The organism is Pseudomonas sp. GW821-FHT11D10 (genome assembly GCF_058808435.1).
Genome location: NZ_JBXARR010000003.1, coordinates 519,336 through 544,280, shown reverse-complemented (window position 1 = coordinate 544,280; position 24,945 = coordinate 519,336). Strand labels below are relative to the sequence as shown.

31 protein-coding genes are annotated in these 24,945 nt (G+C 61.4%); all 31 read left to right on the top strand.

Annotation, left to right across the window (positions count from 1 at the left end; genetic code table 11):
- Positions 1 to 24 precede the first annotated feature (24 nt).
- The 31 genes from AC1RT4_RS12805 (at position 25) to AC1RT4_RS12655 (ending at position 24,940) form a co-directional block, all read left to right on the top strand.
- Positions 25 to 573 (top strand): DUF4376 domain-containing protein, encoded by a 549-nt coding sequence (locus AC1RT4_RS12805; RefSeq protein ID WP_493085541.1) that lies wholly within the window; start codon positions 25 to 27, stop codon positions 571 to 573.
- Positions 574 to 658: 85 nt separating this feature from the next.
- Positions 659 to 1,081 carry a phage tail protein gene (locus tag AC1RT4_RS12800; protein WP_493085540.1) on the top strand — a complete coding sequence of 141 codons (423 nt, stop codon included), beginning with the start codon at positions 659 to 661 and terminating at the stop codon, positions 1,079 to 1,081.
- Between the two features lie 93 nt (positions 1,082 to 1,174).
- Positions 1,175 to 1,360 carry a hypothetical protein gene (locus tag AC1RT4_RS12795; RefSeq protein ID WP_493085539.1) on the top strand — a complete coding sequence of 62 codons (186 nt, stop codon included), beginning with the start codon at positions 1,175 to 1,177 and terminating at the stop codon, positions 1,358 to 1,360.
- Positions 1,361 to 1,362: 2 nt separating this feature from the next.
- A complete protein-coding gene (locus tag AC1RT4_RS12790; RefSeq protein ID WP_115076745.1) occupies positions 1,363 to 2,529 on the top strand; it encodes a phage tail sheath protein in 1,167 nt (388 codons plus the stop codon).
- The gene (locus AC1RT4_RS12785) at positions 2,529 to 3,035 is read left to right on the top strand and encodes a phage major tail tube protein (RefSeq protein ID WP_008077119.1); all 507 of its coding nucleotides are present in this window, start codon (positions 2,529 to 2,531) and stop codon (positions 3,033 to 3,035) included. The genes AC1RT4_RS12790 and AC1RT4_RS12785 overlap by 1 nt, the downstream gene beginning before the upstream one ends.
- Positions 3,036 to 3,115: 80 nt before the next feature.
- Positions 3,116 to 3,697, top strand: a complete 582-nt coding sequence (locus AC1RT4_RS12780) for a phage tail assembly protein (protein WP_493085538.1) — start codon at positions 3,116 to 3,118, stop codon at positions 3,695 to 3,697.
- A gap of 128 nt (positions 3,698 to 3,825) precedes the next feature.
- Positions 3,826 to 6,024 (top strand): phage tail tape measure protein, encoded by a 2,199-nt coding sequence (locus AC1RT4_RS12775; protein WP_493085537.1) that lies wholly within the window; start codon positions 3,826 to 3,828, stop codon positions 6,022 to 6,024.
- A complete protein-coding gene (locus tag AC1RT4_RS12770) occupies positions 6,021 to 6,404 on the top strand; it encodes a phage tail protein (protein WP_192559919.1) in 384 nt (127 codons plus the stop codon). The genes AC1RT4_RS12775 and AC1RT4_RS12770 overlap by 4 nt, the downstream gene beginning before the upstream one ends.
- Positions 6,397 to 6,609, top strand: coding sequence for a tail protein X (locus AC1RT4_RS12765; RefSeq protein ID WP_007954888.1), 213 nt, complete (start codon positions 6,397 to 6,399; stop codon positions 6,607 to 6,609). Before AC1RT4_RS12770 ends, AC1RT4_RS12765 begins: the two co-directional genes overlap by 8 nt.
- A gap of 9 nt (positions 6,610 to 6,618) precedes the next feature.
- The gene (locus tag AC1RT4_RS12760) at positions 6,619 to 7,647 is read left to right on the top strand and encodes a phage late control D family protein (RefSeq protein ID WP_493085536.1); all 1,029 of its coding nucleotides are present in this window, start codon (positions 6,619 to 6,621) and stop codon (positions 7,645 to 7,647) included.
- Positions 7,648 to 7,709: 62 nt separating this feature from the next.
- Positions 7,710 to 8,294 (top strand): phage tail terminator protein, encoded by a 585-nt coding sequence (locus tag AC1RT4_RS12755; protein WP_493085535.1) that lies wholly within the window; start codon positions 7,710 to 7,712, stop codon positions 8,292 to 8,294.
- The gene (locus tag AC1RT4_RS12750) at positions 8,291 to 8,470 is read left to right on the top strand and encodes a DUF2635 domain-containing protein (RefSeq protein WP_007954893.1); all 180 of its coding nucleotides are present in this window, start codon (positions 8,291 to 8,293) and stop codon (positions 8,468 to 8,470) included. Before AC1RT4_RS12755 ends, AC1RT4_RS12750 begins: the two co-directional genes overlap by 4 nt.
- Positions 8,470 to 9,966, top strand: a complete 1,497-nt coding sequence (locus tag AC1RT4_RS12745; protein WP_085683329.1) for a phage tail sheath subtilisin-like domain-containing protein — start codon at positions 8,470 to 8,472, stop codon at positions 9,964 to 9,966. The genes AC1RT4_RS12750 and AC1RT4_RS12745 overlap by 1 nt, the downstream gene beginning before the upstream one ends.
- Before the next feature lie 67 nt (positions 9,967 to 10,033).
- Positions 10,034 to 10,381 carry a phage tail tube protein gene (locus AC1RT4_RS12740; RefSeq protein ID WP_007908779.1) on the top strand — a complete coding sequence of 116 codons (348 nt, stop codon included), beginning with the start codon at positions 10,034 to 10,036 and terminating at the stop codon, positions 10,379 to 10,381.
- Positions 10,378 to 10,674 carry a phage tail assembly protein gene (locus AC1RT4_RS12735; RefSeq protein ID WP_003222226.1) on the top strand — a complete coding sequence of 99 codons (297 nt, stop codon included), beginning with the start codon at positions 10,378 to 10,380 and terminating at the stop codon, positions 10,672 to 10,674. The genes AC1RT4_RS12740 and AC1RT4_RS12735 overlap by 4 nt, the downstream gene beginning before the upstream one ends.
- A 130-nt stretch (positions 10,675 to 10,804) precedes the next feature.
- Positions 10,805 to 12,577, top strand: coding sequence for a phage tail tape measure protein (locus tag AC1RT4_RS12730; protein ID WP_493085534.1), 1,773 nt, complete (start codon positions 10,805 to 10,807; stop codon positions 12,575 to 12,577).
- Positions 12,564 to 13,799 carry a DNA circularization protein gene (locus AC1RT4_RS12725; RefSeq protein WP_493085533.1) on the top strand — a complete coding sequence of 412 codons (1,236 nt, stop codon included), beginning with the start codon at positions 12,564 to 12,566 and terminating at the stop codon, positions 13,797 to 13,799. The genes AC1RT4_RS12730 and AC1RT4_RS12725 overlap by 14 nt, the downstream gene beginning before the upstream one ends.
- A gap of 3 nt (positions 13,800 to 13,802) precedes the next feature.
- Positions 13,803 to 14,846, top strand: a complete 1,044-nt coding sequence (locus AC1RT4_RS12720; RefSeq protein WP_493085532.1) for a phage baseplate assembly protein — start codon at positions 13,803 to 13,805, stop codon at positions 14,844 to 14,846.
- Positions 14,847 to 14,873: 27 nt separating this feature from the next.
- Complete coding sequence (locus AC1RT4_RS12715) at positions 14,874 to 15,383, top strand: phage baseplate assembly protein V (protein ID WP_011332728.1); 510 nt, start codon at positions 14,874 to 14,876, stop codon at positions 15,381 to 15,383.
- Positions 15,383 to 15,781, top strand: a complete 399-nt coding sequence (locus AC1RT4_RS12710; RefSeq protein WP_007954906.1) for a phage GP46 family protein — start codon at positions 15,383 to 15,385, stop codon at positions 15,779 to 15,781. The genes AC1RT4_RS12715 and AC1RT4_RS12710 overlap by 1 nt, the downstream gene beginning before the upstream one ends.
- Complete coding sequence (locus AC1RT4_RS12705; RefSeq protein WP_493085531.1) at positions 15,771 to 16,814, top strand: baseplate J/gp47 family protein; 1,044 nt, start codon at positions 15,771 to 15,773, stop codon at positions 16,812 to 16,814. Before AC1RT4_RS12710 ends, AC1RT4_RS12705 begins: the two co-directional genes overlap by 11 nt.
- Positions 16,802 to 17,401, top strand: a complete 600-nt coding sequence (locus tag AC1RT4_RS12700) for a YmfQ family protein (RefSeq protein WP_011332730.1) — start codon at positions 16,802 to 16,804, stop codon at positions 17,399 to 17,401. The genes AC1RT4_RS12705 and AC1RT4_RS12700 overlap by 13 nt, the downstream gene beginning before the upstream one ends.
- Before the next feature lie 14 nt (positions 17,402 to 17,415).
- On the top strand, positions 17,416 to 18,351 hold the full coding sequence (locus AC1RT4_RS12695) for a hypothetical protein (protein WP_493085530.1): 936 nt from the start codon (positions 17,416 to 17,418) through the stop codon (positions 18,349 to 18,351).
- A 2-nt stretch (positions 18,352 to 18,353) separates the two neighbouring features.
- On the top strand, positions 18,354 to 18,755 hold the full coding sequence (locus tag AC1RT4_RS12690; protein ID WP_493085529.1) for a phage tail assembly chaperone: 402 nt from the start codon (positions 18,354 to 18,356) through the stop codon (positions 18,753 to 18,755).
- A 112-nt stretch (positions 18,756 to 18,867) separates the two neighbouring features.
- Complete coding sequence (locus tag AC1RT4_RS12685; protein ID WP_493085528.1) at positions 18,868 to 20,019, top strand: phage tail protein; 1,152 nt, start codon at positions 18,868 to 18,870, stop codon at positions 20,017 to 20,019.
- On the top strand, positions 20,016 to 20,531 hold the full coding sequence (locus AC1RT4_RS12680) for a phage tail protein (RefSeq protein ID WP_493085527.1): 516 nt from the start codon (positions 20,016 to 20,018) through the stop codon (positions 20,529 to 20,531). Before AC1RT4_RS12685 ends, AC1RT4_RS12680 begins: the two co-directional genes overlap by 4 nt.
- 128 nt (positions 20,532 to 20,659) lie before the next feature.
- Positions 20,660 to 21,751 carry a phage tail protein gene (locus AC1RT4_RS12675; protein ID WP_493085526.1) on the top strand — a complete coding sequence of 364 codons (1,092 nt, stop codon included), beginning with the start codon at positions 20,660 to 20,662 and terminating at the stop codon, positions 21,749 to 21,751.
- A gap of 9 nt (positions 21,752 to 21,760) precedes the next feature.
- Positions 21,761 to 22,327, top strand: coding sequence for a tail fiber assembly protein (locus AC1RT4_RS12670; RefSeq protein ID WP_493085525.1), 567 nt, complete (start codon positions 21,761 to 21,763; stop codon positions 22,325 to 22,327).
- 14 nt (positions 22,328 to 22,341) lie between these two features.
- Positions 22,342 to 23,262: a gp53-like domain-containing protein gene (locus AC1RT4_RS12665; protein ID WP_493085524.1), complete on the top strand. Its 921-nt coding sequence runs from the start codon at positions 22,342 to 22,344 to the stop codon at positions 23,260 to 23,262.
- Positions 23,263 to 23,264: 2 nt separating this feature from the next.
- Entirely contained in the window at positions 23,265 to 23,708 is a 444-nt protein-coding gene (locus AC1RT4_RS12660) for a phage tail assembly chaperone (RefSeq protein ID WP_493085523.1), read from the top strand.
- 29 nt (positions 23,709 to 23,737) lie between these two features.
- Complete coding sequence (locus AC1RT4_RS12655) at positions 23,738 to 24,940, top strand: carbohydrate binding domain-containing protein (protein WP_493085522.1); 1,203 nt, start codon at positions 23,738 to 23,740, stop codon at positions 24,938 to 24,940.
- The last annotated feature ends 5 nt before the right edge of the window (positions 24,941 to 24,945 follow it).

The window sequence follows — 24,945 nt, the reverse complement described above, 5'->3', positions numbered from 1 at the left end:
ACAACGGAGTGACGAGGGCTATATATGAAATTCGCAACATTTGATGAGCACGGAGACCTGACCGGTCGGTATGACTCCGATATTCATAGCGTGATTCCTGAGCAGGCAATTGAACTCAGTGACGCGGTATTTCTGGCGACCAGAACAGAGAGGGACGGCGTCTGGAAGTTGGTTGACGGTGACGTGGTCAAGTTACCTTTTCCTCACATCGAACCCGATTATGCAGCCCTGTTTGCGGCAGAGCGTTTCACCCGGGAAGCATCAGGTATTGCCGTAGAAGGATTGCGTATCGAAACGACACGCGACAGCCAGGCGCTGATCGCCAGCACGGGGCTCTCTGCCATTCTCGACCCCGAGTACCGCTGCAACTTCAAGACCCTCAATGGTTTTGTCGAAATTGGCGCCGAGCAGATTCTTGCCATTGCCAAGGCTGTCCGGGCTCATGTTCAGGCTTGCTTCGACCGTGAACTGATCCTGCTGGAAGCACTTGAGGCCGGCACCTACAGCGATGAAATGCTCAAGGATGGCTGGCCGGATTCCTCGCCAGGCACCTCAGACTCAACCCTTCAATAAACGCCCCGCACAACGGGGCGTTTTCATGTCCGGCCACCCAAGTGGGGGGCTGATATTCGTTGGCTTATCAAACAAGGAAGAACCTATGTTTTATTCAAAATCCACGGGCGGTTTTTACGATCCCGCTTTGGGGGGAGAGATCCCAAGCGATGCGGTTGAAATCACGCGTGAGTATTGGCTTGAGTTGTTGAACGGACAGTCCAGCGGCAAGTTGATTGTCGCGAATGATGAAGGCTATCCGATCCTGATCGATCGGCCGGGGCCGACGCCTGCCGAACTGGAGGGCTATGAGCGCACCTGGCGCAATCAGCAACTCAAGGCCACTGACAGCGTCGTTACCCAGTACCGCGATGAGGTCGAGCGCTGGCCTACTCTGCTGACCCCGGCGCAATACCTCGAACTGCAAACCTATCGCCGCACGCTTCGTATCTGGCCAGTGGGTGGTGAGTTGCCCCTGAGCGAACACCGGCCGGCAGCGCCGGCGTGGCTCGCCAGCCTGCCTCAATAAAAGCGCCCCGCACCGTCGGGGCGTTTTCTTGTCCGCTGAGCAGTATTAGAGCCCCTTCCTGAAGGGGCTTTCCCGTTTATGGAGAAACGAAAAATGGCAACCCGCCAAACCTACACCGTGCTCGTTCCATTCCCCACCGGGGGTGGTCACTGGTCGAGCGTCGGCCAGGAACTCGAACTGCTCGATGTCGAGGCCAGTGCCCTGCACAGCGCCGGTCGACTGGAGCTGAAAACACCTACCACCAAGGCCGTGAAGGCCGCTGCCAAGAAGGCTGACTGACTATGGCTGAGGTTCTGAACTTCGAGCACAACGGCATTACCGTCAATGCCACCGAATCCCCCGAGGCCATGGGTGGCCTGGGTGACAACGTCATCGGTCTGGTCGGCACCGCGCCGAAAGCCGATCCGCTGATTCCGCGCAACGCACCGTTTCGCATCAACAGTTTCACCACCCACGCGCTGCTCGATCCGACCGGCTCGGAAGAGGGCACCCTGTACCACGCGGTTTACCAGATCCTCAAAGTGGTCAAGGTGCCGGTGTACGTGGTGATAGTCGAAGCGGGCGCAACCCCGACCGACACCGTCAACGCAGTGATCGGCGGCGTCGAGCCTGTGACCGGCCGCAAGCTCGGTCTGGCGGCACTGGGCAGCGTCCCGGAAGACCTGACCATCATCGGCGCGCCGGGCTTCACTGGCACCAAGGCGGTGGCCAGCGAGTTCGCCTCGTTCGGCAAGCGCATCAAGGCCCGTGTGGTGCTGGACGGCAAGGACGTCTCGGTCGCCGATCAGGTGCTGTACAGCCAGGAACTGGGCGGTGCGGATCTGGGTTTCGACCGTTGCCTGGTGGTGCACAACATGCCCGCCGTGTACTCGAAAGCCGCGAAGAAAAACGTGTTCCTTGCGCCATCCAGTCTGGCGATTGCCGCGCTGGCCAAGGTCAAGCAATGGGAAAGCCCGGGCAACCAGGTGACCTACGCCGAAGACGTGTCCCGGGTCGTTGAGTACAACATCCTCGACACCTCCACCGAAGGCGATCTGCTCAACCGCTACGGCGTCAGCTACTACGCCCGCACCATCCTTGGCGGCTTCTCGCTGCTGGGCAACCGTTCTATCACCGGCAAGTTCATCAGCTACGTCGGTCTGGAAGACGCCATCAGCCGCAAGCTGGTGAAGGCCGGCCAGAAAGCCATGGCCAAGAACCTGACCAAGTCGTTCATGGATCAGGAAGTCAAACGCATCAACGACTGGCTGCAAACCCTGGTCGCCGACGAAACCATTCCCGGCGGCAGCGTGTATCTGCACCCGGAACTCAACAGCGTCGAGAAGTACAAGAACGGCACCTGGTACGTGGTCATCGACTACGGCCGCTACGCGCCGAACGAACACATGGTTTATCAACTCAACGCCCGCGATGAAATCATCGAGCAGTTCCTGGAGGACGTTCTCTAATGTTTACCAACCGCGTAAGACAGGCCATCGCGGCCACCCTGCAAGGCCTGCCGCTGTCGGCGACCGTGGAGGAGTTCACTCCGCCGAAGATCGATTTCGAGATGGAAAACATGACGGGCGGCCGCTTCATCATCGAAGAGATGGCCAAGAGCGCCAAGGCACTCAATGCTCAGATCAAATTGCAGGGCACTGGCGCCGAAGTGTTGCTCGCCATGGGTGTGAAGCTGGGCGACGACATTCTGCTGAACGTGCGTGAAGCCGGTCAGGACCAGGACGGCAATACCTGGTTCACCTACCACACCATCGGCGGCAAGCTCAAAACCATGGGTGAGGACGCAATCAAGATGGGCGGCAAAGCCCTGACGACGCTGGATTTCTCCTGCCGCACCTACAACCGTCTGGAAAACGGCATTCCGGTGATCGACATCGACGTGCGCACCCAGAAGTTTGTGCTCAACGGCGTCGACATCCTCGGTGATGCCCGTCGTGCGGTGCTGATGCCGTAAGCCTTTCGGCAGATCAGGCACAAAACCTGTGGGCGTTCATGCCCACAGGAATCTTCAAGAACACCCAAGGAATTCCTTTCATGTCGTGGATGCCACCCAAGCATGACCTGTTGTCGCCGATCACCGGTGACGACGGTTCGCAGATCGAATCGATCCAGCTCAAGCCGCTGTTCTATGCCGCCCAGAAAGAAGCGCTGGAACGCGCCGGCGACGATGAAGACGACCAGTTCTTCGAACTGGCGCTGCTGGCCACCGGCTTGTCGGTCAAGGAGCTCGACCAGCTCAAGCGCCCGGACTACGTGACCATCGCGCAGTACGTGCACGAAGTCTCGACCCGCCCGGCGTCGTTCTTTCTCGACCAGCTCGAAGACGCGGAGAAGTCCGACGATCCCGATCAGGTGCAGCTGCTGCAACCGCTCGCCGTCACCGGCCGCACCGTGACTTCGCTGAGCCTGGAAATGCCGGCGCTGCGTGCCACCAAAGTGATGAAGAAACTGAAAACGGCCAAGGAACGCGCCGAATTCATCACCGCCCATTGCACCGGCCTGATGATCCCCGATCTGGCGCTGATGAGCGTCCCGGACTGGACGCAATTGCAGGTGCGCATCGACGATTTTTTAAACCAGCCGGCGGCCTTCTTTCAGAACGCGACATCGAAGTAATCCTCGATATCGTGCCGCTCATTTACCCGGTAAGTGAGGCGGAGATTCTGGAGTGGGACGCCGAAAAGGCGTTGCGCCGCTACGACATAGCGATCACCCGCCTTGGCGTGAAACAGGAGTAGAGCGGCATGGCAGAGAGCAAGATTTCGCTCATGAATGCCGGCGACAGCGCCGGCGCCGGGTTTGGCAGTATCACTCTGAGCACGGCCGCGCTCGCAGGTGCCGGGCAAACTGCCTTGGATCAGACCAGCGACCTGCGCCAGGCACTGCTGACGGCTAGCGGAAAAATCGTGCTGCTGACTTCGGCAATCGATGCATTGAGCGTGATCCTGTCCGCTTTGCGTGCGTTGCCACAGGCTGCGAGTGCCGGAGCGAAGAGTGAGTCATCCGGCGGGCAGAAAACACCGGAAAAATCCTCCGGAGGCGCTGAGCCTCCCGAGACGCGCAAGGCCGCGATGGCCATGGATTCGGCGGCGGCCACTCTTGCTAGTGTGGCGCAGCTTTCCCGCGATGACGGGAAAGACATGGCCCTCACTAGCCTGAAAATGGCCAGTGCCACGCTGGTGGCCGCCGGAGGCACTACCGGGGTCGAGCTGGTCAGGATTGAAACCCTGGCAGCCAAGGCTGGAATCGGCAGCGAAGCGGTAAACGCCGAGGGCAAGAAACGCGAATTGCTCACTTTTGCCAGCGATGCGGCCATTACTGCGTCGGCATTCAAAGTTACCGGGCTGGAAGCCGGTGAAATGTTGAAGGTCTGGCGTACTTCGATGAAGCTCTCGCGCGATCAAGCCCTTGATCTGGCGGATGCGGCCAATCATCTCGGCAAAATGCCCGGAGATGTCCAGGCGGCTGATATTGGTTCTGTTCTGCAGCAATCGGGCGAGGCGGCAATCAGCGCAGGCTTGCAGCCTGAGCAGGCCGCGGCATTGACGGCAGCGCTGTTGAACAGCGGCGCGAAAAAAGACGATGCCGGCAATGCGTTGAAGAACATTTCCGATGCACTGGGCAAGGGCGATCAAGCATCCATTGCCGAAAAAGGTGCCTGGAAGCAATTGGGCGTGGATCCCAAGGCAGTAGCTGAAGCCATGCGGGACCCTGACAAACAGAAGGCCCAAGGCGCCGTTCTATCGGTGCTTGCAGCGCTGAATGCCAAACCGGTGGAACAGCGTTCGACATTGGCCCGCACATTGTTCGCGGACAGTGGAGACGCCGCGTTGTCGCTGTCCCAAGACCTGGGCAAGGTGAACGAAGCCTTTCACCTGGTGAGCGACAAAAGCCGATACGCGACATCGAAGCTGGGTGGTAAAAGCTCGGTGAAAGAGTCTGCACTGGCACTTGCCAACACTCAGCAGGGGCAGTGGAACATCAAGAATGCCCGCGAGGAGCGTTTGTCGGTCGCCAAAGGCAATGCATTGGCACCGGATCTCGAAACGCCTGGTGAGAGCCACTCGATAGACACGCTGAGCGATCTGGCAGAAACCTACCCGAAAACCACAGGGGCGGTTCTGACGGCGACAGCCTGGATCAAACCGGTATTCGACGGCGTGCTCGATGCGGTTGTCGGGGAGCTGAAAGACCGGGTAGGCAAAGGGATCGTGGATAAAGCCGCCAGTAAACTTCCCGGTCGTTCAAGGCTCGGTTTGTCCGCAGCAACGTCTGCGACTGCCGTGGCTGAAACTCAGAGCCTGGCTCTAGCCGGTCGCAGTGCCAGCGCCAGCAACGATCTGAAAATACTGGAACAGACTGCAAGGGTTGCTGCTCCGCGGCTGGAGTCTGTGATTGCCTCGATGCAGCCGGTATCGCGTGCAATGCCAGGGCCGATGAAAGCGATGATTGGCGTTTCCCTTGTCGCCGAAGGTGTTGCCAGCGGTGACAAACAACAGATCGGCCAAGGTCTCGGTGCAGCTGGTGGTGCGTGGGCCGGCGCAGTCGCCGGTAGCTCGATCGGCGCCACCATTGGAAGTCCGGGGCTGGCGCCGGGCATTGCACTTGGCAGCCTCATCGGTGGGCTGATCGGTGGATGGCTAGGCTTTGAAGGAGGAGGTTTTTTGGGGGAGAAACTGATGGCCACCGCGCCGGACAAACTCGCCCCTCCGGCCGAAGTCGCCAAAGACCTGGCTGGCACGCAGACTCACAGTCAGCAGGTTTCCTTCTCTCCGACGATCCAGGTCACCTGTCCTGCCCCCGACACTGCCCAACAGATTCATTCGATTATCGAGCAGCAGATTTCCGGTCAATTCCATGGCCAATTCATGCCGCTGCTGATGGGCGGCAACCCACTCGGGACGCGTCGTGATGCAGCCCTGACTGACGGAGCCGGTACATGAAACAACAAATGGCACTGGGCAGTTTCATCTTTGGCCTTTCACGCGGCTTTGCCTACAGCAGTTTTCTGCGCAAGTCCGACGGTGGCTGGACGGAACTGCAGATTCTCACCAGCAAACCCAAGTCCCATCAAATCGGACAGAAGCCCGAAACCCTGACCATCACCGGCAAATCAATGTACGCGGTGGCCATGGATCGGCTGGATGAGCTGCGGGCGCTGCAAGCCCTTCGTGTGCCGCTGCCGCTGATTGATGGCATCGGCCGAAACTGGGGCCTGTGGCGAATCACCACGGTTCAGGAAACCCAGACCTGCATCATCGATGATGGTACGGCGATGGTGGTCGACTGGACCCTCGAATTGGCGGAGTTCAACAATGCGTAAGGTACGAAGCGTGGCCGGTGATTCGGTGAATCTGTTGCTCTACCGCGAAACCGGTCGCAGCGATGACAGTGCCGAAGAAGCACTGTGGACACTCAACCCGACTCTGGCCGAGCACGGCCCGATCCTGCCGGCAGGTGTCTGGGTGACGTTGCCCGAACTCGACTCGAAACCGGCCGCGATCAAACCGGTTCTGGCTTGGGATTAAGGAGGCTGCATGGCACAGGGATTTACGCCGACGATCGAAATCTACGGCGCCCACAAGGACCTGCTGAACCAGCGCCTGATCAGTTGGGAACACATCGATGCCGCCGGGATGGAGTCCGATCAACTGACGCTGGTGATCGACCTGGAAGGCCTTGAAGGCTTGCCGACCCTGGGCGGAAAAATTGGTTTGCGGGTCGGCTATCTGGAATCCAGGCTGGTCGACAAGGGCCAGTTCAAAATCACTCGACTGACACCCACGCTGTTCCCGTTACGTCTGACACTGGTCGCAACCGCAGCCCCTTTCAGCGGCAAGGACGACACCGGATTCAAGGAACGGCGCACGGCCAGTCATGGCCCCACGACGCTTGGCGGGCTGTTTCGCAAACTGGTTGAGTCGCACGGTTTCTCGCCGCGCGTCGATCCCGAGCTGGCGCTGATCAGGATCGCTCATGTCGACCAGTCGAACGAAACCGACATGAGCTTTATCACACGCCTGGCGAAAAAGTACGACGCGGTGGCCAAACCGTTCAACGACCTCTACGTACTGGCGAAACCGGCGCAACTGAAAAACCTGTCGGGCCAGGTGATACCGGACGTCAGGCTATCGGTGACCCACAACAACCGGCCGGGCGATCACGCCTTCATCAGCGCCACGCTGGAAGAGACCGCCCGTACCCAGAATCAGGGTTGCAAAGTCTGTTGTTGGGACGCCAATGCCGGCAAGCAAGTGGAAGTGAAAACCGGCTCGGCGCCCTACAAGATCATTCGTCAGAAACAGGCCAGTGTGGAAGAAGCCAAAGCCATCGGCGAAGCCGAAGTGCGCAAGATGCTGCGCGAAAAATACAAGCTGAAGGTCACCTGTCCGGGCGACCCGCTGTTGGTGGCCGAAGGTCTGCTGGTGCTCGATGACACCTGGCCGGACTTCATGCGCGGTCGCTGGTCGATTGAAAAAGTCACCGCCAGTGGCAAGCGCGAAGAAAGCTATCGCTGCCTGATCGAAGCGACCGGCCGGGATCCCGAGGCAAAAGCCAAGGACTGATCCCCCCGGTCTCACCGCCACACGCATCACTGTGGCCACTCACACATCCTGGAACGCTCCCCATGAAGATCTCCCCGATCCTCACGCAGCTGCGTGCGCAATGCCCAAGCCTTGCCGGCCATATCGCGACAGGTGTCGACCTGGCGCTGCTGCAAGGCGACCCGAATCTGCCGATGCCCTCGGCCCATGTTTTGCCGCTGGCCGATCTGGCCAGCGCCAGCACCGCACAGAACTCCCTCAGCCAACCGATCCGCGACCGCTTCGAAATCATCCTGGCACTGGATGCCACGGACGCCACAAAAGCGCTGGATCTGTTGCATGACCTGCGCGCCGAACTGTGGCGTGCGCTGGTGGGTTTCAAACCCGACTCCAACTACAGCGCCATCGTTTATGACGGCGGCGAAACGGTCTCGATCAACAGCAGCCGCGCGTTCTACCGGCTGCGCTTTTTTGCCGAGTTCCAGCTGGGCCGCAATCTGCCAAGTCAGCCTGCGGAGAGCTGGCACGAACGCGAACTGGACGGTTTGTCGTCCTTTACCGGGGTCACCGTGCGGGTCGATGCGATCGACCCGGCCGACCCCAACCTGAAACGCCCGGGCCCTGACGGGCGCGTGGAAATGACTTTCTCTGGAGACGTAACCCCATGAGCAACCGCATCACCGTAGTGCCGGCCGCTGGCCGTGCCGTGCCGGACCCGGAAGCCGGCGACCTGCTGCCGCTGGAAGGCCGTGAAGTGCTGGACAGCGCCTGGTGGCGCCGGCGTCTGGCCGACGGCGATATCACCCTCAAAACCGCAACAGCTAAACAAAAGGGAGCCAAATAATGGCGATCGGATTCAGCAACATCCCTGCGGACATTCGTGTACCGCTGTTCTATGCCGAAATGGACAACTCGGCCGCCAATAGCGCGTCCTCGTCCATGCGCCGCCTGATCGTGGCGCAGGTCAACGACAACATCGCCCCGAGCGAAGTCGGCAAACTGGTGCTGGTTTCCAGCGTGGCGCTGGCCAAAAGCATTGGCGGCCAGGGCTCGATGCTGGCCTCGATGTACGAGACCTTCCGCAAGGCCGACCCGATCGGTGAGATCTGGTGCCTGCCGCTGCACAACGCCACCGGCGCTATCGCCAAAGGCGTGCTGACCCTGACCGGCACTGCGACTCAGGCGGGCGTGCTCAACCTGTATGTCGGCGGCGTCCGCGTCCAGGCCACCGTGGTCAACGGTGCCACCGCTGCCCAGGCGGCCACCGCCCTGGCACAGAAAATCAATGCCACCGCCGATCTGCCGGTGAGCGCTGCGGCCGCTGAAGGCGTCGTCACTTTGAACGCCAAATGGACCGGCGAGAGCGGCAACGACATCAGCCTGCAATTCAATCGCCTGGGCAAGAGCAACGGCGAAGAAACCCCGGCCGGCCTGACCACCGCCATCACCGCCATGACTGGCGGCGTCGGTGTGCCTGACCAGGTTGAAGCGGTTGCTGCACTGGGCGACGAGCCGTTCGAATTCATCGCGCTGCCATGGTCCGACCTGGCCACCCTCAACACCTGGCAAGCGGTGATGGACGACAGCACCGGTCGCTGGTCGTGGGCCAAGCAACTGTTCGGTCACGTCTACAGCGCCAAGCGCGGCACCGTCGGCACTCTGGTGGCAGCCGGTCAGGCACGCAACGACCAGCACATGACCATTCAGGCGCTGGAGCCGGGCGTTCCGCAACCAGTATGGGTACAGGCCGCTGCACTGGCTGCGCGCACTTCGGTGTTCATCTCGGCCGACGCCAGCCGTCCGACCCAGAGCGGCAGCCTGCCAGGCGTCGATCCGGCCCCGGCCAGCGAGCGCTTCACCCTGACCGAGCGTCAGTCGCTGCTCAACTACGGCATCGCCACCGCGTACTACGAAGGCGGCTACGTGCGCATCCAGCGCTCGATCACCACCTACCAGAAGAATGCTTACGGCCAGGCTGACAACTCGTACCTGGACAGCGAAACCATGCACCAGTCGGCGTTCATCGTGCGTCGCCTGCAAAGCGTGATCACCAGCAAATACGGTCGCCACAAACTGGCTTCCGACGGCACCCGTTTCGGCGCCGGCCAGCCGATCGTCACCCCGGCGACCATTCGCGGCGAGCTGATCGCCCAGTACGCCAAGCTCGAACTCGAAGGCCATGTGGAAAACGCCGAGCTGTTCGCCGAGCACCTGATCGTCGAGCGCGACGTGCAGGACCCGAGCCGCGTGAACGTGCTGTTCCCGCCGGATTACATCAACGGTCTGCGTGTGTTCGCACTGCTCAACCAGTTCCGTCTGCAGTACGACGACGTCGCCTGATCGGCCCGTTTGACACTGTGATTTCAGCCCACCTTGCGTGGGCTTTTTATTTGAAGGGAGTAACACCATGGGTCAACTGATTGCAGGCACCTGCTACGTCAAGGTCGACGGTGCACAACTGACTATCAACGGCGGCTGCGAAGCCCCGCTGATGGCCGTCAAACGCGAAACCGTCGTGCCGGGTTTCTACAAGGAAACCGACATCGCGCCATCGTTCAAGGTGACCGCGCTGCACACCGCCGACTTCCCGCTGAAGAAGCTGATCGAAGGCACCGACATCACCGTCACCTGCGAATTCAGCAACGGCAAAGTCTACGTACTGGCCGGTGCCTACCTGGTCGAAGAACCAGTTTCCAAAGGCGATGACGCCACCATCGAACTGAAATTCGAAGGCATCAAGGGGACTTGGCAATGAGCGGCGCCGTGAAGCTTCAGGTTGCGATCGAAGCTCACGGCGAGCCCCTGACCGAACTCGTCCTGCGCCGTCCGACGGTGCAGGAGGTGCGAGCGATCAAGGCGCTGCCGTACAAGATCGACAAGAGCGAAGAGGTCAGCCTCGACATGGACGTGGCGGCCAAATACATCGCCGTGTGCGCCGGCATTCCGCCGTCGTCGGTCAACCAGCTGGATCTGGCTGACCTCAACGCGCTGAGCTGGGCCGTTGCGAGTTTTTTCATGAGTGCGGCGTCGGAGCCATCACCGACCTGATTTCGGTCGCCTATGACCTGGCCTGGTTCTGGAAGGTTGACCCCGAACAGATGATGGCCAGGCCACTGGATGTGCTTCGCGAATCGCTGGAGCACGCGCAACGGATCAATGCGATGCAGCAGGTGCAGTGATGGCAGAAGAAACCAAAGCTAAAGCGTCGGTGCTGCTTACCGGCATCGACGAACTGTCACCCAAACTCGGCGCCCTGCGAGTGAAGGTTGATGACTTCAAGAAAAACCTCGAACAGACCGGTCTCGGCAAGCTGGACATCAGCGGTCTGTTCAAGGGCGGCAGCGTGATTACGCCGTTCGTGGACGGCATCAAATCGGCTGCGGCGTTTCAGGGCAAGCTTGCCGAGGTCAGCGAGACGGCGAAAACCGTCGACCTGCCGGACACGCCGAAAGCCGCCGCGCAGAACATGAACGTGTTCAGCGCCTCCATGGAGAGGGTGTCCGCTGCGGTGGACGCCGCATTGGTGCCGGCGGTGGGCGCATTGGTGGTCGGGCTGGAGCCGGTGCTGACCCAGGTCGGCAGCCTCCTGGCCGACAACCCGAAACTGGTCGAAGGCCTGGCAGCGGGGGCGATTGCGTTTTCCGCCATGCAAACCGCGGTCACCGGGGCGACCCAGGTGTTCGACGTGATGAGCATGGTGCTCAAGACCAACCCGATCATGCTGATCGCCATGGGCATTGCCGTGGCGGCCGGATTGATCGTGGCCAACTGGACGCCGATTTCCGCCTTCTTCACCGGATTGTGGGAGGGCGTGAAAAACGCCGGGGCGAGTGCAATGGCGACGTTGCGCTCGGTGCTCGACTGGCGGCCGCTGCAGGCAATGGCGGCGCTGTGGGAACCGGTCACGGGGTTCTTCTCCGGAATCTGGGACAAGGTCAAGGCCGTGACCGCACCGGTGATCGACTTCTTCAAGTCGGTTTTCTCGTGGTCGCCCGCAGGCCTGATCCTGGAAAACTGGGGGCCGTTGACCGGTCTGTTTTCGGCGATCTGGGAATTGCTCAAGGCCTTGAGTGTGCCGGTGATGTCGTTTCTAAAGGGGCTGTTCGACTGGACGCCGCTGGGCATGATCATCAACAACTGGGGCGCTATCACTGGTTTCTTCGCCTCGATCTGGGCGGCGTTGCAACCGGCGGCGCAAGCCATCAAGGACTTCTTCGGCACCCTGTTCGACTCTTCCCCGCTGGGGATGCTGGTCAACAACTGGGGCAGCGTCGTGACCTTTTTCGAACCGGTCTGGGCCGCGCTGCAAACGTCGGCACAAACGATCAAAAGCTTCTTCCAGAGTCTGTTCGAATGGTCGCCGCTGGAGCAGATCGCGCAGTACTGGCAGCCGATCAGCGAAGTGTTTTCGGCGCTGTGGGGCGTGGTGCAAGCGCTGGCCGCACCGGTGCTGGAGTTCCTGCACAACATGTTCGAATGGACACCGTTGGGGCAGATCATCAAGAACTGGGGACCGATCACCGAGTGGTTTGGCGAGCTGTGGCAAAAGCTGCAGACCGTCATCGCACCGATCAAGGAACTGTTCGACGGTGGCTTCGCCGGGCTGATCGCCAAGGTCACCGGCAAGGTCGAAACCCTGACCGAAGCGCAACGCCAGACCAATGCCGAAGGCAAGGGTGAACTGGCGCCGGCCTTCTTCGGTGCCAGCCCGAAATCCGAGGGTGGCAGTGCGTTGCAGGGCGGTTCTTTGCCGCAATCCTCTGGCGCCCTGATCCAGCAAAGCGCTGCCAACAACCGCACGCAACTCGAAGGCGGCCTGACGGTGCGCTTCGAAAACGCGCCGGCGGGGCTGCGCACCGATCAACCGCAAACCAATCAACCGGGGCTGGCGCTCAGTTCGCGCATCGGCTATCGCTCGCTTTCCATGGGAGGTTCCAATGAACTGGCGTGACCGTTTGTTGCCGGCATCCTTTCGCGGTGTCGGCTTCTGGATTGACCAGGCGAAAACCCCGGTCGGTCGCAAGGGGCAGTTGCACGAATACCCGCAACGCGACCTGCCGTTTTTCGAGGACCTCGGCCAGCAAGCCAAGACCCACGACCTGACGGCGTTCATCATCGGTGCCGATTGCCTGGAGCAGCGCGACAAGCTGCTCCAGGCCCTGGAGCAGGGCAGCGGTGAACTGGTGCATCCGTGGGCGGGGCGCCTGCAGGTCAAGGTCGGCGAGTGCGACATGACCCACACCCGCCAGGACGGCGGGATGGTGACGTTCAGCCTGAAGTTCTACCCGGACCGACCACTGCCGTTTCCGACGGCGACGGTCAGCACCCAGAAAGTGCTGCTGGCCAAGGCCGACGGTTTGCTCGGCTCGGCGGTGGCGCGCTTCGAACAGGCGATGACCCTGATCAAGGCGGCGCGGATCGGCATCGCCAATCTGCGCAACAGCCTTACCGGTGTGTACGACGTGATCAAGGAACAGCTCAAACCGCTGATCGCGCAGTACAAGCAGATCACCGAGCTGGTCAGGGCCGTCAAGGAACTGCCCAAGGAAGTGGCGGCGGAGTTCAAGGGGTTGCTCGGCGATATCAAAGAGCTGAAGGCATTCGCGAAGGAGGGCTACCGTGGCGTGATTGCCGACGTGTCCCAACAGATCGAAGCCATCCGCAAGGCCGATGCGCCGAAAATCACCACCGGCAAGGACACCAACGCCGCCGCGCAAGCGATGGCCAACCTTGTGCAGGACACCCTGATCGTCAAAGTGGCGCAATGGGTGGCCTCGATGCCGGTGGCGTCGACGCCGGTGAAGCTCAGCTCGACGCCCTCGCTGGACCAGCAGTCGAAGCAGCCGGTCAGCCGTCAGGAAGTGCCGGTCACGGATGATCTGCAAACGCTGCAAAAAGAGTTGAACGAAGCGCTGCAAAAGGCCCAGGACAAGGCCGACCCCGCGCACTATCAAGCCATCGCCGATGTGAAGGAAGCGCTGATTGCGCACCTCAAGGCCGTGGCTTCGTCCGGTGTACGACTGGTCAGCAAAACCTTCCAGGAAACCTTTCCGGCGGTGGTCGTGGCCTACAAGCAGTTTGGCGATGCCACCCGAGTGACCGAAGTCATTCAGCGCAACGGTCTGTCTCATCCGGGGTACTCACCCAACGAAGTCAAAGTTTCCCGGGAGTGAGCCATGAACGAGACTGACAACCGCGTCACGCTGACCGTCAACAACATGGAGTACGGCGGCTGGAAAAGCGTGCAGATCACCGCGGACCTGGAGCGTCAGTTCCGCACCTTCAAACTCGATATCACCTGGCAATGGCCGGGGCAGACCGTGGATCAGCGGATCAAGGCCGGCGACCCGTGCGAAGTACGGATCGGCAAGGATCTGGTGCTCACCGGTTATGTGTTCAAGGCCCCGATCAGCTATGACGGGCGGCAGATCAGCCTGAGCATCGAAGGCAGTTCCAAGACCCAGGATCTGGTCGATTGTGCGGCGCGAAACATCCCCGGCCAATGGCAGGAGCAGCCGCTGTTGAACATCGTCCAGGCCCTGGCCGGGGAATACACGCAGTTTGTGGTCAACGAAATTCCCGAGACCGCACGCCTGAGCAAACACACGATCGTTCCGGGTGAAACGGTGTTTCAGTCGATCGACCGTCTGCTCTCGCTGTACCGGGTGTTTTCCACCGATGACGCCGAAGGTCGGCTGGTGCTGGCCAAACCGGGCAGCGGCGGCCGCGCCAGTGATGCGCTGGAGCTGGGCAAGAACATTCTCTCGGCAAATGCGCCGATGGATTACAGCCAGGTGTTCTCCGAATACCGGGTGATCGGCCAGCAAAAGGGCAACGACAAGAAGAGCGGGGCGGCGGTCAGCGAGGTTGAATCCAGCGCGACCGACCTGAGCTTCAAGCGTCGGCGCACCACGATCATCAATGAAGGTTCGCAACTGACGTTCGAACTGGCCCAGCAACGGGCCCAGTGGGAAAGCGCCACGCGCATGGGCCGGGCGCTGACCACCACTTATCAGGTGCAGGGCTGGCGCCAGTCCAACGGCGATCTGTGGCGCCACAACACGCTGGTGAAGGTCAAGGATCCGGTACTCGGTTTCGATGGCGACATGCTGATCTCCAAGGTGACGTATTCGCTGTCGGCGCAAGGCTCGGTCACCACGTTGCAAGTGGCGCCGCCGCATACCTTCGACGCCAATCCGACCCCACCGAAAAAAGCCTGAGCCGGCACCTCCCTCCAAGGAAACCCTATGAGCCTACTGACACGCCTGCTGGCGCGCGGCACTGTCGTGCTCGCCAATTCGGCCTCCAAACTGCAATCGCTGCAAATGCGCCTCACCGCCGGTGAAGTGAACGACGACATGGAGCACTTCGAACCCTACGGTTTCACCAGCCACCCGCTGGCCGGTGCCGAAGGCGTCGTCACGTTTCTCGGCGGCGACCGTTCTCACGCCATCGCTCTGGTGGTCGCCGACCGCCGTTACCGCCTGCAATCGCTGGCGGCCGGCGAGGTGGCGATCTACACCGACGAGGGCGACAAAATTCACTTCAAGCGCGGGCGGATCATCGACATCGAAACCGCCACGCTCAACATCCGCGCCAGCACCGCCGTGAACTTCGAGACGCCGGTGATCAACCAGACCGGCAAGATCGTTTCCAAAGGCGATCAGGTGGCCGGCGGCATCAGCCAGATCAAGCACGTGCACGTTGGCGTGCAGGCGGGCAGTGGCCAGACCGGCGCGCCGGCGGGAGGTCAGTGATGCTTTTCAGTCAGAACCTTCACGCCGCGCTGACCCGTGCGGTGCTGATCAGCCTGTTCACCTGGCGCCGCGCGGCCGACGACGATGCTCTCGACGACGAGGAGCGTTTCGGCTGGTGGGGCGACACCTTTCCCACCGTGGCCGACGATCGTATCGGCTCGCGACTGTGGCTGTTGCGCCGGGTCAAGCTGACCCGACAGACCCAGATGGACGCCGAGTTCTATGCCCGCGAAGCCTTGCAATGGCTGATCGACGACGGCCATTGCAGCGCCATCGACATCATCAGCGAACGCCTCGACGCCCAGCGCCTGAACCTGCGCACGGTCCTGACCCTGGCCGACGGCGAACGCCTGGACATCAACCCCGATAACAGTTGGCAGGTGATCTATGCCGTTTGAAACCCCTTCGCTGCCGGTGCTGATCAAGCGCACCCAAAGCGACCTGGCCGGCGATTCGCTGCGCCAGTCCGATGCGCAAGTCCTGGCCCGCACACTCGGCGGCGCCGCTTATGGTCTGTACGGCTACCTCGACTGGATTGCCGAGCAGATCCTGCCCGACACCGCCGACGAGTCGACCCTGGAACGCATCGCCGCGCTGCGCCTGAACCAGCCGCGCAAACCGGCGCAGGTCGCCACCGGCAACGTCAGCTTCAACGCGACGGCGGGTGCGGTGCTGGACGCCGATACGCTGCTGCAGGCGAGTGATGGCCGCACCTTCAAAGTCACCGCTACTCGCACCACAGTGAATGGCGTCAACAGCACCAGCATCGCCGCGCTGGATGCCGGCAGTCTGGGCAATGCCGACGCCGGGCTGGCGTTGACGCCGGTGCAGCCGATCGCCGGCGTGGTCGGCAACAGTTTTGTGGTGCTGGCGCCCGGACTGAACGGTGGCGTGGCACGTGAAAGCCTGGAGTCGTTGCGCTCGCGGGTGATCCGCTCCTATCGCGTGATCCCCCACGGCGGTTCGGCCAGCGACTACGAGACCTGGGCGCTGGAAGTGCCTGGCGTGACCCGCGCGTGGTGCCGTGGCGGCTTCCTCGGGCCGGGCACCGTCGGTGTGTACATCATGCGCGACGACGATCCGCAACCGGTGCCGAATGCCGATCAACTGGCCGAAGTGCAGGCCTACATCGAGCCGTTGCGTCCGGTGACCGCCGAAGTGCATGTACGCCCGCCGGTGCAAAAACCGGTGACCTATCAACTGAAGCTGACCCCCGACACCACCGCCGTGCGCGCCGCCGTCGAAACCCAGCTGCGCGATCTGCATAACCGAGAAGCCGACCTGGGCGAGGATCTGTTGATCAGCCATATCCGCGAAGCGATCAGCAGCGCGGCGGGTGAAACCGATCACGTGCTGTCGGCCCCGGTGGCGAACGTGGCCGCCGGTGACAGCGAACTGCTCACCTTCGGGGGTTGCGTATGGCTGCCATAAGAACCGCCGCGCAATACCAGGCGCAACTGCGCGCCTTGCTGCCGAGCGGTCCGGCATGGGATCCGGAGCGCGTGCCGGAGCTTGAGGAAGTGCTGCAAGGCGTCGCCGTCGAACTGGCGCGCCTTGATGCTCGCGCCGCCGACCTGCTCAACGAGATGGACCCGGCCGGCGTCAGCGAACTGGTGCCGGACTGGGAGCAGGTGATGAACCTGCCCGACCCGTGCCTCGGCGCCACGCCGCTGTTCGACGACCGTCGCCTCGCTGTGCGCCGCCGCTTGCTGGCGGTCGGCAGCCAGGCTGTCGGCTACTACCTGGAAATCGCCAAAAGCCAGGGTTACCCCAACGCCACCATCACCGAACTCGAAGCCCCGCGCATGGGCCGTTCGCGTTTCGGCGCGGCGCACTGGGGCACTTGGGAAGCGCAGTTCATGTGGACGCTCAACACCGGCGGCCGGCTGCTGCTCGGGCGGCGTTATGGCGCGAGCTACTGGGGCGAGCGCTTCGGCGTCAATCCGGGCTCGGCGCTGGAATGCCTGATCCACCGGGCGGCACCGGCGCATACCAAGGTGCACATCAACTATGACTAGGAAGGAGTGACGGGATGGATTACCCGAGAAGTGTGCCCAGCTCCGGGCTGGTGGATGGACGGTTTGCCGATGAAAACCCGCTGACCGGAACACCGGGCTCGTTGATTCCCGCGACCTGGGGTAACGGTGTAACGGAAGAGCTGCTGAACGTGATCCGTGCGGCGGGGATGGTGCCCTCCGAAAGCGAGTCGGACCAGTTGCTCAAGGCGCTGAAGAGTGTGTTGTCCCAGGACGCGATGCCATTCGCAGCATTGGCATTTCCAACAGTGGCCACCCCTGACGGGCGCATTTCGGTCAGCGCTGCGAGCGCTTCCGCTGGCGGCGCCGTGTCGGTGCCGGGCGGTGTGCTGGTCTGCCTCGGCGAAGAAGTTGCCGCCGGCATGACGGCCCGTCCGCGCACGTTGCTGACCTCCGCCTGGACCTCGTCCGGACTGGATATCAACAGCACCTATTTTCTGCGGATGCAGGTGCGCAACGGGGCACTGGTCTGCTACACGCAAAAAGGTCTCGATACCGATGTGGTCCCGGCAGGGATGAAGGCGGGAACCGGGAGCAGTGGCGGTGGTTTCGACTCCACCTGCATCGACATGCTAGTGGCCAGAGTGGTGACCGCAGGCGCCGGGACTTTGCCCAAGGTCACGCTGCTGGCGAACAAGGCCCGACTGGAGGCGATCGGCGTTTGGTCCGGTGCCAATGGCAACTACTCGGTCCCGTTGAACTGGGCACGCAAACCTCGTGCGTACATGGCCGGGATCAGCGATTTTGATGACAACGTCAAAACCGACTATGGCGTGATCAGTGAGGAAATCGGGGTCAACTTCGGCGGTGTCCAGATCACGCCTGAAGGGGGCTTCACCGACCGTTACACGGCGCGTGTGGCGATAACGGCGTGGTCACAGAACCTCAGCACTTCAGGTCGGATCAACGCTCGCGTCAGATGGGAGGTATGAGGATGAAAGCCATTATCGAAAATGGAGTGGTGACGGCGTTGATGACGGGGGACGTCGATTGCGGCATTCCGGTGCCGGTCGGCCTCCCGGTTTCCACCGGTTGGCTGTTCGACAACGAGCGCTTCAGTGCGCCGCCGCAGGTCGATGTTTCGCCGGATGCGCAAATCGAGGCAGAGCGTCAATGGCGCATGGCTGAGCTCACGGCCACTGACTGGCTGGTGACCCGTCATCGCGACGAACTGGACGTCGGGGCGCAACCGACCCTGAGCAACAAACAGTTCTCGAAATTGCAGGCCTGGCGTCAGGCGCTGCGCAACTGGCCGGCCTCCAGCGACACGCCGGATAACCCGTCGCGCCCCGAACCGCCCAAGTGGCTGGCGCGGTTGCCCCTTCGGACACAGTGAACAAGCGCTTGCACCTCTGGCCCGACGCCCGCCCTGTGCGGGCGTTTTTCATCGGTGCGCCAACTGACCGCCGATCGCTGGAGCCACAGCGAATACCTACAGGAATTGAACAGTGGACTATCCAAAGAGTGTCCCCAGCGCCGGACTGGTGAATGGGAAATTTGTCGATGAAAACCCGCTGACCGGAACGCCGGGATCGTTGATCCCGGCGGATTGGGGTAACAGCGTCACGCAGGAAATTCTCAACGTGATCAAGGCCGGGGATCTGACCCCGGACGAGAAGAAATACGATCAACTGCTGCAAGCGATTCAGAGTGTGGCGGCCAAGGGCTGGAGCCTGGATTCGGCATTGCCTGTCGGGTCTTTGCCGATGCCGACCGTCGCGACACCTGACGGGCGCCTGCCGATTACGCCAACGGCGGTGTTGACCAGCGGCGGACGTTTGTCGATTCCTGCGGGCGTGTTTGTGAGCATTGGCCAGGAGGTGGTTGCAGGTCAGCTGGGCAGGTCTCGCACGTTCACCACTCAGGCCTGGAGCAGTGCGGATCTGTTGCCGACCACCGGCTACTTCCTGAGGGCACAGGTCATTGGCGGTGCACTGACGTTCTACATGCAGCGCGGAACGATCTATGACCCGGCACCTGAAGGATTGAAGGGCACCGTCAACAGCGCAGCGGGCGGTGGTTTTCAATCCACGCCGCTGGATATGTGCCTGGCCTGGGTGGTGACCGCAGGACCTGGATCGGTTCCGATCGTGAGACCGATGTACAACCGCAAACACCTGACATGGAGCCAGACGGTCAACGGCAATGGCGTGGTCTATCTGCCGCTCGATCCCCACGCCCGGGCGGCGCGGCTGGTGGTGGGCAACCCGACACCGCATCCGACTGGTATCACCGGCGTGTCCTTTGCACCGGGCGGTTGGCTGGGCGGCAACTATTGCTTCCTGAATCCGACGGTGGGGACTTCGGGCAACTGGGACGGTTGGTCTACTGCCGGTGCGACGGCGTGCATCTTCACCAGCAACGTGCTCAACGACACAACGGTGTCAACCCTGACCGCCAGCTTCGACCACAACGAATTGCGCTCGCTCTGGCAGGTCTATCAGGCCGAGCACACGTTGGGAGCCAGCAATGCTGCCAGCGATGAACTGCTGTTCAGCATGGGCCTGAAAAACCTGTCTCCCGGCGACTACTCCAACGGGATCGCCATCAATTTCAGCGCTGCGGTCAACGTCAATTTTTCATGGGAGTTGATCCGATGAACATCATTCAGGAACTGCATCAATTCGAAGAGGGGTTGCGTCCACTCCAGCCGTCCGCCGCCCATGACTGGGATGGAAAAACCTGGGTGCTGGACAACGCACGAGGCAGTCAGCTGGATCAGCAGGAAGCCGAAGAGCTTTGCGTCCGGATCGATGCAGCCGCCGACAGCGCCCGTGCCGTGCTGGCCGGCGATCCGCTCAAGGCGCTGGAGTACGCTCAGGCTGCCGTCGACGCGCAGTCCTTTCAGGACGCGGGCTACCCGAGAAACGATGTGCCTCTTTCCGTCGCAGCCTGGGTCGCCAGAGGGCGCAGTGCCAGGCAGGCCGCCGATCAGATTCTGGACAAGGCGACCCGGCTCGGCGACAGCCTGCTGACCCTGCGAACCTTGCGCCTGAAAGCCAAGACCCGGATCCGCACCTTCGCCACCAACCGTCAGATGGATCAGGCCCGCGCTGCCACCGATGAGGCGTTGCAGGCCATTCGTGAACTGATAGCCAATCCGGCCTCGTAGCCGCAGTCAGTGTTATCCAGGCCCACTTCATTGTGGGCTTTTTATTTTCAGGAACAGAAACGTCGGCACTGTCGCGAAAGCTTGCACGCTGCTGCGTTTGATTTGTCATTACAGAGGAACGAGCACCAATGGACTACCCAAAAAGCGTCCCCAGCGTCGGCCTGGTCGATGGCCGGTTCGTCGATGAAAATCCGGTGGCGGGAACGCCGGGTTCGTTGATACCGGCGGTGTGGGGCAACAGCGTGACCCAGGAAATCCTGAACGTGATCACGGGGGCCGGAATGACGGCTGCCGAGGCGGATACCGGTCAGTTGTTCAAAGCCATTCAATCGATCATCGGTGCAGCCAGTCCGATGCGTTCGGTGGTGACGCGGCTTGCCGCTTCGAAGGCTCTGAGCGATCAGGAGCTGGGTCTGGTATTGATCGATGGCAGCCCCGGTGCCACGACGATCACCTTGCCCGGCGCCAATGTCGGACTGGGTGTGCGCGACGTGATTGTTCGTCGTGTCGACAACAGCGGCAATCGAATGGTGGTTCAGGCTTCCGGAACCGACCGGATCCGTTTTCACACGCATTTGTCTGCGAGCGGTTACCCGTTTCTGGTGTTGATGGGCGGCGGTGACTGGTGGCATTTGCGCAGCGACGGCGCTGGCAGTTGGTGGCCAGTCGGTCGCTTCGACAACACACCACTGGGACGGCCGTTTTTTGAAACCACCATGGTGCTCAGCCCCGGAGGTTACGGCGCGCTGAACGGCACGCTGATGAATCGTGCCGAATGGCCGTGGCTGTGGGATCACGCGCAGCGCTCCGGAATGCTCAATACCGAAGCCACCCGCGCGGGCAACGAGGGCAACTGGACGCCAGGTGACGGTGCCCTGACGTTTCGAGGCCCTGAGTTGCGTGGCGAGTTCCTGCGCGTACTGGACGAAGGTCGCAACGTCGACTCGGGCCGGATCATGGGCACCAATCAGGCGGGCACAGTGCATTCGTATGTCATGGGCGCGCAGGGTGCGGGAGCCATCGGCTCGCGCTGGTCTGACAGCCTGGCTGCGGTCGGCGCGCAGACTCACGAAACGAAAACCTATTCCACGCCTTCCAACGGTGGACCGATCTACCCCGCCGGCACCATTTATCAGATGGATACGGCCAACACGCTTCTCTATTCCTTCTCGTCCCGTCCCCGCAACGTTGCCTATCCCGGCCGCATGAAAGTCATCTGAGGTTTTTCCATGTTCAATTATCTGATCGATGACGCTGGCGCTTTGGTGGGGCCAGTGGAGTTTTTCGTGACGCCCGGCATCGGTGTTCAATTGCCTGCCAACGCCGTTCAACTGGCTTACGAGTTGCCGGCCCCGGAGCAGGGACGCACGTGGGCGATGGCCAACGGTGTTCCTCGCGAACTGATTGATCTGCGCGGCATCGTCTACCGCAAGGACAACGGCGCCCAGCAGACCTGGAGCGAATTGGGTGCGCTGACGGATGAGTTCACCAACCAACCTTGCCCCGACGAGTTTCATGTCTGGCAGGACAACGCGTGGGTGCTCAATGAGCAACGACACCTGACGGATCTCACCTCCAAAGCCCTCAATCAACGCGACACACTGCTTCGCGACGCCGTTCTGCGCATCGCTCCCCTGCAATACGCCGAAGACATCGGCGATGCCACTCACGAAGAACAGATGCAGTTGCTCGAATGGAAGCTCTACAGCGTGGAGCTCAATCGCATCGACAAGCAGACAGACTTCCCCCGGGAAATCACCTGGCCTTCGCTGCCAGGCCCCCGCACCACCGATTGATAAGGAGATGAATCTTGGACTATCCCAAAAGCGTACCCAGCGTCGGGCTGGTGAACGGGCAATTTGTCGATGAGGATCCCGTCGCCGGAAAACCCGGCTCGCTGATTCCTGCCGCTTGGGGCAACGGTGTCACGCAGGAAATTCTCAGCGTCGTACAGGCCGCCGGCATGACGCCCAACGAGGCGAACACTCATCAACTGCTCGACGCACTGCGCAGTCCGGCGTTGTTCACGACGGCTGCGCAATTTGATGTCAGCCGATCGGCTGCAACGGCCGAGTTTGTCCAGCGAGCGCTTGGCAACTACGCCAGCGCGCGCGGCATCTCCGGCTCGGTCCAACTGACCCTGGCCGATATCGGCTGTTCGATCGGGATGGGCGGCAACGCTGCGTACACCGTGACCTTGCCGGACGCCACTGCAGTGCCCAGCGGCGCGACGATCAGCCTGCATTGCCGAAACAGCGCAGCGGTCACGGTTGCCAGTAAAACCGGTACGCAGATCAGCCCCCAGGGGGCCTATCTGGGGTCGATCACGATGAACGGTGGCGAGAGTGCGACCTTTGTCCGGGAGTCGGGTGTCTGGGTCGTTTACGGCACCGCTGCGTTGAAGTATTCGGCGCTCTATGCGTCGCAGTTCGCCACGGCCGGATATCAGAAACTTCCCAGCGGCTTGATCGTGCAGTGGGTGACCGGGGGCTCCGATGCGAATGGAATCATGACGGTGTCATTGCCGATGATGTTTCCCAATGCTGTCCTCGGCGGGATCGCCAATGAGGGTTATCCGGCAGGCTGGGGCAGTTCCAACGTCACTGTCTGGGCATTCGACGGGGCCAACTCCACGACATCGACGGTTGTTGCCAGGGTTCGCAATGTCCTGGCGTCGAGTGTGAAGGCTGAACCTGGAATCTCGGGACGCATATTGGTTTGGGGGCGATAACCATGACGACTATTTACTTTTACGCACAGAGTCGCGGATTCGATCTGGTCGACAGCCCCTATCCGGAGCCGCCTGAAGGCGCCGTGGAAATCACCCGCGCCCAATACGCCGAACTGTTTGCCGGGCAGGCAAGCGGCAAGGTCATCAGCGCCAGTGCCAGCGGTCAGCCCGTATTGATCGACCCGGTCATCTCCCCGCAGGCACTGGCTTCCCGGGAGCGCGCGTGGCGCGACAACGTCCTGCAAGACACTCAATGGCTGGTGTGGCGTGACGCTGAAGAGCTGGAAGTCGGCGAGGGCACGACGCTGCGTACCGAAGAATTCAAACAGCTTCTTGCCTATCGGCAGGCACTGCGCGACTGGCCCAATGATCCGGAATTTCCGGATGCCCAGGCTCGCCCTGTAGAGCCCGACTGGCTTGAAGGCTTGCTGCGGTCGAACGGCTGAACCGTTGACCCGATCAATGAGGAATTAACGTGGATTATCCGAGAAGCGTTCCCGGCTCAGGCCTGGAGAATGGCAAGTTCGTCGATGAAGACCCGATTGCCGGAAAACCGGGATCGTTGATCCCGGCCAGTTGGGGCAACAGTGTGACCCAGGAAATTCTCAACGCGATCACGGCCGCCGGCCTGACGCCGGATGAGGAGCAGACCGATCAATTGGCACAGGCCATTCGGCAACTGGCGAAACCGGATCCGCTGCAGCAGTTTCCTGTGCAGGTGTATCGCAAGAATCTGTTGATCAATGGCGGATTCAATATCTGGCAACGCGGCACGACCAATCAGGCGCCGAACATCGGTGGGTATGTGGCGGATCGCTTCCGGTGCGACTGGAACGGCAATGCGAGTGTCAGTATTTCGCGTCAGGATTTTGCCCTCGGTCAAACCGAGGTCACTGGCGAACCCGCTTATTTCCTGCGTTGGCAGCAGGCCTCCGCAGGCACCGGGGCAACGGTGCATAAGGTCTCCCAGAGCGTCGAATCGGTCAGGACCCTGGCCGGGCGAACGGCGACGGTCAGCTTCTGGGCGCGCTCCGATGCGACGCGTCCTTTGCGCGTCACGATTGCCCAGCAGTTCGGGACGGGGGGCTCGGAAGGTGTGGTGAAGGTTATCGACGCTTTTCAACTGAGTACTTCCTGGAAGAAATACAGCGCAACGTTTCAGGTGCCAAACATCGCCGGGAAAATGCTCGGTGTGAATGACTGCCTGACCTTGTCGTTCGATCTGCCGCTCAACGTATTGCAGACCGTCGATCTGGCACAGATGCAGCTGGAAGAGGGGCCGGTTGTGACACCGTTCGAATACCGTCCAGCGGCAGAAGAGCTGAGCCTTTGTCAGCGTTACTTCGAGAAGTCTTTTGCGAATCGTCTGCCGATCCGTTCGAACAATGGTGCCGCAACCTGTATCGGCACCTTCACCCAGGCAGCGGCACCCAATGCAGGTCAGTACGGCATGAGTGTCGATATGCAGGTGCTCAAGCGCGTGCAACCTACCGTCGTGCTTTATTGCCCGGGAGATACGAGCAGTCAGGTCTGGAACCAGGGCCTCATGAAGGCGTGTACTGGAACCAATGTGCAAAGCGTTACCGAGCGAAGCTTTGCCATTGCCACCGTGACTCCTGTAGGCAGCGTCCCCGGGCAAATGTTGCAGATCGAATGGACCGCGGACGCGGAAATCTAGGAGGC